The organism is Domibacillus robiginosus (assembly GCF_000966195.1).
GTDB classification, from domain to species: Bacteria; Bacillota; Bacilli; order Bacillales; family Domibacillaceae; genus Domibacillus; species Domibacillus robiginosus.
This window is the reverse complement of the sequence record NZ_LAHL01000039.1, coordinates 1-9,824: the sequence shown is the minus strand read 5'-3', so window position 1 is coordinate 9,824 and position 9,824 is coordinate 1. Positions and strand designations below refer to the sequence as shown.

At 41.0% G+C, this 9,824-nt stretch carries 11 protein-coding genes and 1 rRNA gene; 5 read left to right on the top strand and 7 right to left on the bottom strand.

From position 1 onward, the window contains the following. Positions 1 to 117: ribosomal RNA gene (locus tag VP97_RS17110) — 16S ribosomal RNA — on the bottom strand; the annotation flags it as partial. 306 nt (positions 118 to 423) lie between these two features. Further along, complete coding sequence (locus VP97_RS23975) at positions 424 to 579, bottom strand: hypothetical protein (protein WP_156153538.1); 156 nt, start codon at positions 577 to 579, stop codon at positions 424 to 426. Positions 580 to 646: 67 nt separating this feature from the next. Here VP97_RS23975 and VP97_RS23970 point away from each other — a divergent pair, with 67 nt between their 5' ends. Then, on the top strand, positions 647 to 898 hold the full coding sequence (locus VP97_RS23970) for a hypothetical protein (RefSeq protein WP_156153537.1): 252 nt from the start codon (positions 647 to 649) through the stop codon (positions 896 to 898). A gap of 377 nt (positions 899 to 1,275) precedes the next feature. Here the strand turns inward: VP97_RS23970 and VP97_RS17100 are convergent, their stop codons facing one another. After that, positions 1,276 to 1,665: an MATE family efflux transporter gene (locus tag VP97_RS17100; RefSeq protein ID WP_050183293.1), complete on the bottom strand. Its 390-nt coding sequence runs from the start codon at positions 1,663 to 1,665 to the stop codon at positions 1,276 to 1,278. Between the two features lie 748 nt (positions 1,666 to 2,413). On the opposite strand from VP97_RS17100, the gene VP97_RS17095 reads away from it, so the two are divergent. Together VP97_RS17095 and VP97_RS17090 are read left to right on the top strand one after the other, a co-directional pair. Further along, entirely contained in the window at positions 2,414 to 3,100 is a 687-nt protein-coding gene (locus VP97_RS17095) for a DUF421 domain-containing protein (RefSeq protein ID WP_050183292.1), read from the top strand. Between the two features lie 408 nt (positions 3,101 to 3,508). Further along, positions 3,509 to 4,708, top strand: a complete 1,200-nt coding sequence (locus VP97_RS17090; RefSeq protein WP_050183291.1) for an MFS transporter — start codon at positions 3,509 to 3,511, stop codon at positions 4,706 to 4,708. A 99-nt stretch (positions 4,709 to 4,807) separates the two neighbouring features. Here VP97_RS17090 and VP97_RS17085 read toward each other — a convergent pair whose 3' ends face one another. The 3 genes from VP97_RS17085 to VP97_RS17080 form a co-directional block, all read right to left on the bottom strand. Beyond that, positions 4,808 to 5,053, bottom strand: coding sequence for an HPr family phosphocarrier protein (locus tag VP97_RS17085; protein WP_050183290.1), 246 nt, complete (start codon positions 5,051 to 5,053; stop codon positions 4,808 to 4,810). A gap of 87 nt (positions 5,054 to 5,140) precedes the next feature. Then, positions 5,141 to 5,293, bottom strand: a complete 153-nt coding sequence (locus VP97_RS23965; RefSeq protein ID WP_156153536.1) for an RNA-binding protein — start codon at positions 5,291 to 5,293, stop codon at positions 5,141 to 5,143. 90 nt (positions 5,294 to 5,383) lie between these two features. Further along, positions 5,384 to 6,511, bottom strand: a complete 1,128-nt coding sequence (locus VP97_RS17080) for a 2-methylaconitate cis-trans isomerase PrpF family protein (protein WP_425388483.1) — start codon at positions 6,509 to 6,511, stop codon at positions 5,384 to 5,386. A 124-nt stretch (positions 6,512 to 6,635) separates the two neighbouring features. On the opposite strand from VP97_RS17080, the gene VP97_RS17075 reads away from it, so the two are divergent. Then, on the top strand, positions 6,636 to 7,499 hold the full coding sequence (locus VP97_RS17075; protein ID WP_050183288.1) for a LysR family transcriptional regulator: 864 nt from the start codon (positions 6,636 to 6,638) through the stop codon (positions 7,497 to 7,499). Between the two features lie 174 nt (positions 7,500 to 7,673). Next, entirely contained in the window at positions 7,674 to 8,990 is a 1,317-nt protein-coding gene (locus VP97_RS17070; RefSeq protein ID WP_050183296.1) for a CitMHS family transporter, read from the top strand. 17 nt (positions 8,991 to 9,007) lie between these two features. On the opposite strand, the gene yyaC is transcribed toward VP97_RS17070, so the two are convergent. Beyond that, positions 9,008 to 9,604 (bottom strand): spore protease YyaC, encoded by a 597-nt coding sequence (gene yyaC, locus VP97_RS17065; protein WP_245629923.1) that lies wholly within the window; start codon positions 9,602 to 9,604, stop codon positions 9,008 to 9,010. Positions 9,605 to 9,824 lie beyond the last annotated feature (220 nt).

The following is a 9,824-nucleotide window of genomic DNA, read 5'->3' as shown; positions in this document are numbered from 1 at the left end:
TTACTCACCCGTCCGCCGCTAACTTGAACAGAGCAAGCTCCGTCAAGTCCGCTCGACTTGCATGTATTAGGCACGCCGCCAGCGTTCGTCCTGAGCCAGGATCAAACTCTCCAAAAAAGTTTGACTTGCTCATTTGTTTCTATTAAAACACGGGGTGTTTTTAATAGAAGATAAAAATTTAAAACGTTGACGTTTATTTTGTTCAGTTTTCAAAGATCAATTCTTCGCACTGTCGTATCGGACAGCTAATTAATCATATCATGCAGAGAATTTTGAGTCAACAACTTTTTTGAAAGAGATGTTATTTCTTAAAATCATTCTGTTTCCTCTGCTTTTACTTTTTCTTTGTTATTATTTTAACGACGCTTAGTAATATAACATGATTTTTTTAAACGTCAATATTTTTTAAATTCTTTTGCTTCCTCAATTAGCATTTTCCTCATCCCCCTTGTTAGCAAATCCAAGAATAGAACTGAATTTTTGAGACATTCTAGAGAAAAACAGCAAGCTCTGGGCAAAAAAATTGCTTAAAGGCCCATTTAAATAAATGAACACTTTATGTTTGCCAGCAGCAATCATATCCGTCCTATCCTCTTCAGTGAACCTCTCCACCTAAATCAAAGATTTTGATGGAGCATCCCTTATCTTGAATACAGTACAGCACCAGCGGATTAATCCAGGAAATGCGCATACCCAGGCAGTGCGCCATTTCTTCCACTTTGTTCTGGATGCCTTTTTTCCGCCACCCGTGAAGTTTGAAGCGAAGTTTCCTGGCCCCATAGAACCCCTTTGGGGTTTTCATTCTGCCCAGGTATTCGAATACGATGACGTCACAGCCATGTTTCGCCGCGAACTTCACAATTTCATGGCTTGTGTGGCGGAAGCTGGTACCCATTGATCTGCTGCCAGAAATTGGGCACCTGAATGCAGCGCTAATTTTTTGTTCAAAAAAGGCACTTTTTCTATAGAAGGAAATAGTGCCTGCTTTTTCTCCAGTTGTACTTGCTGTCTGTGAATTCCCTAGCCATTTTTATTTAGCACAGCCTCGAACCGATTTTTTTCGTTATTCCTTTATTTTGCTTACCAAAGGACTGCTTCCCTGTTCTGACTTGAGTTCTATCGACAGCCAGTCCACTCGGTAAAAGTGGATCATGACTGCAATGCCGCTCGCCGTAATAAGTCTATAAAGCGACACCAGGTGTCGGTGCTTTTCCAATTGAGAAGTTACGCTGAGCGCTACTTCACTGAATGCGAATGAGTTGGTGCCCAGCTGTGTTACAAAAATAGTGAAGAATAGCCTCTTCCTTCCCTGACCAAGTCTTTTGAAGAGCCCCTTACAGCTAAAATCACTTCTGACCCAAACAGTCCGACGAAAAGAATGAATAAATTGGCCGCTATACATAAATAAAGAGCAATCCCAGTCTGCTTAATGCCTCGTTCCATCCTGTCAGAACCGTAATGCTGGGCAATAAGTAATTCACTGTATGGCCGAGCCCGAAAAAATGCCCAGACATTATACATAATCATATTGGAGACACCGACAATCGCAACCGTTAAAGTATCCCGGCTTCCGACCATAATCAAATTGACGGTCCCAGTGACAGTCATGGCTGCAAAAGAAGAAATTGAGGGAAGGGCTAATACTAATATCTTTTTATATTTCATAAAGTCAGTGGTCCAAACGATCCAGAAGATAAGTTTAATAATATGAAGACAAGTTTGCTTCTTATTTCTATGACTTTCACTTTTGATTAAAACGCTTTCGGAAATTGTTAGCTTTTCATTGTTTCTATTATATAAAAAGCCTCCAGATCTTGTTTTTGAGATAAAGTACTCATCTTCATGCTAAAAAAGTGAACATGCGATTTTTTGTAAGGTAACAATGAAAAAAAGTTGTATATAACAGGAAAATCAATTTCTTTTAAAAAGCAAGTGGTGATTTTGCCCGCTGCTATAAGGAAAGGATCTTCTCAATTGTATTCTGAATGACGTGCATTTTCCCTCTGTTGCTTTTCAGTTATATGACCCATTAAAAAAAGGTACTACCTGCTGCCATCAGTTCTTCTTTCGTTAAATAGATATGAAAAATCGATTTACCTTCTTCCTTATCGACATTACGCATATAATAAGCAACTAACTCTTCTATCACAAGCGGCTCGCCAAGGGAAACAAGAAGCAGCCACTATATTTTTTACTTGATACAGATCAATAGCCTGGAGCTGCTTCTCAATAATAGATCTCTTCATTATTAAGTACTCTTCATATATTATTTTATAAAATATTGCCAGCGACTGATGCCTCCACTTTCAAATAAATAATAGTTATTTTTAACCGTATATCACAATTTTGTTTAAGAAGAGGTTTAACTTCCTGCGAAATGGGAGAGTGAAAATAAAAGAGTTGAGGTGATAAGATGATCTATGCAGAAATAGCCCTTAAAATTATTATTGGGCTGATTGGCTTAATTGTCGTAACCCGGCTCCTTGGCAAAAAAGAGATGTCCCAGGTTACTCCTTTTGATTTCGTCTATGCCCTGGTATTGGGCGGGATTTTAGAAGAAGGTATTTATGATCAACAGGTTTCTATCGGGCAGATTCTTTTTGCGATTTGTATTTGGGGCTTGTCCATTTATGTAATTGAAGTATATGGACAAAAAAGAGACGGTGTGAAGGAACTGCTTAAAGGCAAGCCTTCTCTTATTATCCGTAATGGAAAACTAGACCATAAACAAATGAAAAAAAACCACCTGGATATCGAGCAGGTGCGAACCATGCTCCGAAAACAAGGCGTTTTTACTCTCCGGGAAGTGCGTGACCTTTATTTAGAGCCCGGCGGAGACATCAGCGTAAAACTACATACTAAGTCCAGCAGCGTCACCCCTGATATACTGGGACTTACCCCTGAAGATGAAGCTCCTTCTACATTAGTAATTGAAGAAGGGGAAATAAAAGAGAAAGAGCTTCAGTCGATCGGAAAAACGAAGGAATGGCTTCTTCGCGAATTAAAAAAGGAAAACTACAGCAGAATTAAAGATATCCTTTACGGGGAATGGTCGGAAACAAATGGCTTTTATATTCAAACCTATTCCCGCGCCAAGTAATTCCTCATGGTCTATTATTGTTAGGAAAACGAAGTGTAATAAAGAATTCCGGTCTTTAAAGCTTCGGCTTGCAAAATCAGCTATATTGATTATATAGGAATAAGACACCTGGCGATAATAACGAACATTTTAGTAAACGATTGAATAGGGTAGAAAGAAAGCGGCTGTCTGTTTCCAGACGGCCGCTTTCTTTTTTTCTATGTTTTTATCTGCGATTTAAAGCAAGGACAATATTTTTTCGCACCCTCCAAAAGAACACTTTGAAAACAATAAACTCAAACAGAACCTGGCTTTAATGATTAAACTTTCTTAAAAAGCACTACTTTTCGCTTCTTTATGCACATTTTATAGAAGGTTCTTTTGAAATGATTTAGTATAGTTTTTTAACATAAAAGAAAGGGTGAATCGATGACCCATTTACAGCATTCTAGAAAGGTAGTTTTACTTGTTTTTATGATTGGAACATTTGCGATTGGCATGACAGAATATGTAGTAACCGGACTGCTGACGCAATTTGCAGAGGATTTACATGTAGAAGTAGCGACCACAGGCCTGCTTTTAAGTGTGTATGCAATCAGCGTGGCCGTGTTTGGTCCTCTTGTCAGAATCCTCACAATTAAAATGACGCCAAAGCCTTTATTAATTGGGATGATGGCCATTTTTGTTATCAGTAATATGATTGCAGCGACTGCCCCGACGTTTGAAGTGCTGCTCGCTTCCCGGCTCTTGTCCGCCTCCATGCATGCACCGTTCTTTGGTCTGTGTATGTCGGTTGCTTTTTACATTTCCGAACCGGAAAAACAGCCAAGTGCAATTGCAGCGGTACAAGGCGGCCTGACCATTGCGATTATGCTAGGTGTTCCGGCCGGCTCTTATATCGGCGGCATTTTTGAATGGCGATACGTGTTCTGGTTCATTACGCTGCTTGGTGTAATATCACTGCTTGGCATTATGCTCACCACGCCGAACCAGAAGCACGTAACTGTGCCAAAACTGAAAGAAGAGCTGAAAATTTTTAAAAACAAAAATGTACTGCTTGTTCTCGCTATTATTGTGTTTGGCTTTTCTGGTGTATTTACCGCCTACACGTTTCTAGAACCGATGCTGAGAGAACTAGCCGGGTTTGACGTAAGCAGCATTACGATCGGGTTCTTTTTCTTTGGATTAGGTGCCGTAATTGGTAACTTTGTTTCCGGCAGGATTCCAGCAGCCCGTTTAACAGAGCGGCTTATTTTGGCGCTCGTGATTTTAGCCGCTGTTTTGGCGCTATTCACGTTCCTGATTCCTTATTACGCGCTTGCTTTTGCGATGTGCTTTTTGTTTGGTGCCGGAACATTCGGCACAACACCGCTTTTAAATTCGAAAATCATTATCGCCGGCCGGGAAGCCCCTTCTCTATCAGGGACCATTGCAGCCTCCGTATTTAACCTAGCCAACTGTATTGGCGCCACACTCGGAACCATTTTCTTAAACAGCGGTCTCAGCTTTACATGGATTACACTGATTGCCGCCGGTATGATTTTGTTCGGTACGGTGATTGCAATCATAACGCACAAAGTAGAGGATAAATCTCTTTACATGCCTGGCAGCCAGACAGCAGAATCTTGATTACGTAAAACAACCATCCGAATTTCCTGTCAGGAGATTCGGATGGTTGTTTTTTGGTTTAGTTTCAGAGGAGTCTATTTATCGTCTTGCCCTTTCTTATCACGCTTCAACAGGCAGACCATTTCTCATAAACACACGCATCATAGCTGTTTTGGCTTTCTCTTCATCCGGTCCATGTATTTCCAGCTTAAAGTTTTTAGAGCTCAGTACACTATAAGTTAAACCAAGGATACTTTTGGCGTCTATATATTTATCGTCTGTACAAATCACAATACTTGACCGAAATGTATTGGCAGTTTGATTAATTTCAACTACCGCTTTTGCCAGAGATTTATCCAAATTCATATGTACGGACGCTCCCGTCTTTTAAAATAAATGGTATTCAAGTGTCCAAATAAAACGCTATTCAAAATGCAGGGAAAGCTTTCTCTTTTAAGATGCAAAACAGGGATCATTGTAATAAATAATATTGGACAAAAATGCGTGGCCATCCATGTTTTGATACGCTTTTACTGCCTCCTCTTTCGTATCAAATTCAAACATTTTAATTGCTTCTTTAGAATAAAGCGTAATGATCCACATCAACGTATTCCTCCTGAATGTTTAGTTATGAACCCATCAGCTTTCATCTTTTTGCTGGTGTCTATCACCTATAAAGGATTTTCAAAACAGAAGTTATGCCAGCTGATGAGAAAGTACATAATTCTTTTTTGTGAACACGTTGCCTTCTAAAATCGTTCTTGCCGTACGAACTACCTTGATGGCACTAATATGCCCGGCAACAAAGTCTACTTTCGTTTCCATAATCCCTGCTGGATGGGCCAGCCGGAATACTTCCTGTTTAATATCAATTAAGTCTGACAGAATAGTGTCTTCAAGAAAGGCAGCAGCTGTTGTGCAAATCGCACCGGTAATGGCCAGCGCCTGATGCGGTCTTTGCATGGACATCATCCGGATTACAATGTCCATGTCCGCTGATTTCCTTTGCACCCCAGTACGGTCGATATAATCCGCAGGCGAAGCCACGATCGTCATTTTCGGGACAGCTGGAGACTTTAAAGTCGCTTCTTTTCGATTCGCAAACCCGCACATCTCCGCTGCGATGGAACGGATCTCCTCCAGTTCTTTTAGCTTTTCAGACGTGTACTCCGCAGGCAGCTCTGTTCCGTTTAGCCCGACGTCTTGTGCCCGGATAAAAACGAGCGGATTGGCTACATCTACAATAGAGATGGGGATAAGCCGGTCTCTCGTTTTGATCATATCAATGGGGTTCCCTGTTGGAAACAGCTTTCCGGTTACAGCGCCTTCTGCCTGCGTAAACGATAAGTAAATCGGAGAGCCTGTACCAGGCACGCCAGGAATAGCACAATTCCCTTCTACTTTTACCTGTCCATTTTCCACTTCTACTTCAGCAATAATTAGTTTTTTCGTGTTTGTATTATAAATTCGAACCTTCGTAACCGGCTCTTTTATCGGAACCATGCCCTGCTCAATCGCATATGGTCCAACAGCCGATGAAATATTTCCACAGTTGCCTTTAAAATCCACCATTTGATGATCAATACTGATCTGCGCAAATGTATATTCCACGTCAAACGCTGGAGAATCAGATTTTTTAATAATGGCCGCTTTGCTTGTTAAAGAATTAGCGCCACCTAATCCATCAATCTGACGCTGGTCCGGGCTCCCCATTACATCAAGCAGGAATTCTTCCCAAAGCGCCGGATTTGTCGGCATGTGCTCATGATTCAGAAAAACACCCTTGCTTGTGCCGCCTCTCATAATCACTACAGGTACTTTCATCGTCATTACCACCTTTTCACATTCGATAAGTGTATAGTATGATAAAGATACCGATAAATGAAATACATATTTTTTTCAATAAAAACAAAAAAAAAATTATAATCTAAAATGGAGGCGGACGAAAATGGATGAAAAAGACTGGGTGGCTCTTCGGGTACTATATGAAGAGAAAAATTTCAGCCGGGCTGCTGAACGTTTATATATTTCACAGCCGGCTCTCACTTATCGTTTAAAAAATCTTGAAAAAGAATTTGGCACAAGCTTGTTTTTTAAAATTAAAAGCGGCATTGAATTTACATCCGAAGGCATTTATTTAGCCGATTACGCAGAAGAAATGATCAAAAAATTGCAGAAAACAAAGGATTACATGCTGAATATGCAAAATGAAGTAAGAGGCACCCTTCGCCTTGGCGTTTCCAGCAATTTTGCCCAGTACAGGCTGCCGAAGATTTTAAAAAAATTCTCCGCCCAGTATCCAAATGTTCAGTTCAGTGTAAACACGGGGTGGAGCACGGACATCATGCACCTTTTAAATTCCTCCAGTGTACAGCTGGGCATTTTACGCGGTAACTATGAATGGTATGGCATCAAAACATTGCTTCATAAAGAGAGGCTTTGTTTAATTTCAAAAGCAGAAGTTGATTTGGAAGACCTGCCTGACCTTCCTTTTATCAACTATAAAACAGACAGTTCTCTGAAAAACTTAATGAATGGCTGGTGGCATGACCGCTTTCCGGATCCGCCGAGAGTAACGATGGAAAACGACCGGCAGGAAACCTGCAAAGAAATGGTCAAGCAGGGGCTTGGCGTGTCGATCCTGCCAGAAATCTGCCTTCAGCCTTCAGATAACCTCCATACGTATGGACTATCTTTTAAAAACGGAGAGCCTGTCCTAAGAAATACGTGGCTTATGTACAGCCAGGATGCATTACGGCTATCTACCGTCAAAACCTTTATTGATTTTTTAAATAAAAAAGAAAATATATAACTAAAATCGAAACGCAGGGACAACTCCTGCGTTTTGGATTATAAGTTTTTTTTATAAAAAAACAAAAAAATAATGTATTTCCTTTATCTTTTATTTTGTATTAATCTAGGTACAGAACAAATAATATTTGGATATTTAAAATTTGTAAGCGATTACTTAATAGGAGGGATTTTTATTCTTACACTACTCGGTATATCCATGGTCATTGTGTTCACGTATTTGATTATGGCTAAACGTTTAACCCCCGTTGCCGCACTTACGATTGTTCCGATTATCTTTGCCATAATCGGCGGATTTGGTTCCAAGCTTGGGGATATGATGCTCGAAGGCTTAAAAACCGTTGCACCATCCGCTGCTCTGCTTTTGTTCGCTATTTTGTTTTTCGGTGTTTTAATTGATGCAGGTTTATTTGACCCTCTTATTCAGAAAATGCTGAAGATTGTAAAAGGAGATCCGGTCAAAATCGCCATTGGGACAGCCGTATTAGCCCTGACGGTTGCACTTGACGGAGATGGGACAACCACTCATATGATTACCATTTCAGCTATGTTTCCGCTTTATAAACGTTTAGGGATGAAGCCGCTTGTGCTGGCGACGATTTCCTTGCTTTCTTTAAGCATTATGAGCGGCATGACACCTTGGGGTGGACCTGCTACAAGAGCGATTACCTCGTTAGGTCTTGATGCGGGCGACTTTTTCATTCCACTTCTGCCAACGATGTTTGGCGGCATGATTTGTGTGATTGGTATCGCTTTTCTTCTGGGCAAAAAGGAACGTGAACGTATTGGGGTCATCCAAATTGATCCTGCTACCCAGAATCAGGCTTCTCTTTCAGAAGCAGCAGCAGCCTATGCTTTGCAGGAAGATATTAAGCGCCCAAAATTAGTGTGGGTAAACCTACTGCTGGTTCTTTCGGTTATGGTGATTTTAGTGATGGGGCTTCTTCCCGTACCCGTATTGTTTTTAATCGGTTTTGTGCTTGCTTCCATGATCAATTATCCAGATTTAGAACAGCAGAAAGAACGGATGCTGTCACATGCAGGTAATGCCCTTACAGTCGTAACACTTGTGTTTGCAGCAGGTATTTTCACTGGTATTTTTGAAGGAACCAAAATGGTTGATGCAATCGCCAATTCACTTGTGGCTATTATTCCGGAATCTCTGGGCTCATTTTTCCCTCTTGTTGTTGCATTAACCAGCATGCCCTTTACATTTGTGCTGTCAAATGATGCTTACTATTTCGGTGTGCTGCCTATTTTAGCAGAAGCCGCATCTGCTTACGGAATCGACCCTGTTGAAGTGGCACGGGCTTCCGTTCTTGGTCAGCCGGTTCATTTTTTAAGCCCACTCGTAGCTTCTACCCTTCTGCTAGTTGGTATGGTGAAAACCGACCTTGGAGAATTTCAGCGGTATGCGATTAAATGGTCGATTCTTTGTTCCCTTTTCATTATTGTGGTCGCGGTGCTGACAGGAGCCATTTCTATTATTTAATAACAAATGAAGGCCGCTCATCCAGAGCGGCCTTCGTTGTGGCTAATAATGACATGTACGATTGTTTTGGCCAGCTTCATTACCGTATGCAGTCGGGTATCGTTTAAAAACTGCGCTGCTGGCAGTGGATCAAGGTAATTCACCACACCTGTCAGATGATAATCTCCTACTGCCGGCAGTACTTTTTTCAATGCCTGACCTGGCAGAAGAGGCCCTTCCTTCAACAAAACTGCCCCTACCTGTTCTTTTTCTCCCAGCCCAGCATCGATACTAATGATAAACGGACGCCGAAACCGCCTTTTGAGCAATTTTAGTGTACTTTCCAGATTAAAGGCATGAACCGGCTCTTCCAGTGTACCGTATATACCGTAAGGCACACCTTCTTCTTTTAGCATGGTTCCAACTAAAGGGCCCAGCGCATCCCCAATCGACCGGTCTGAGCCAACACATAAGAAAATAATCTCCCTGTCTTCAGTCAGCGGCTGCTGAAGAAGGTCCTGCAAAATGCGAGACATTGCTTTTATTTCCTGATCCACTGTTCGTGTATTCTCATAAACAGCGCACAGCACTCTCTGCTTTACCTCTTTATCTTTTTGGTCACCGAAAAATCCCATTCTCTTCCCCCTTTGTTTCCATTATAAAACGCCATGACTTCAAAGACACCTTCAAAAAAGCATAGAGCACGTTAAAAGTGGAAATTGTTATTTTTTCCAATTGAACTAAACTTCCTACTTTTAAAATAGATTTGTACTGTATTGCTCGTATTTCGCTTATCAATTTCCATCATCCATATACAAGAATACAAATTAATTTGTATATTCATATACATATATA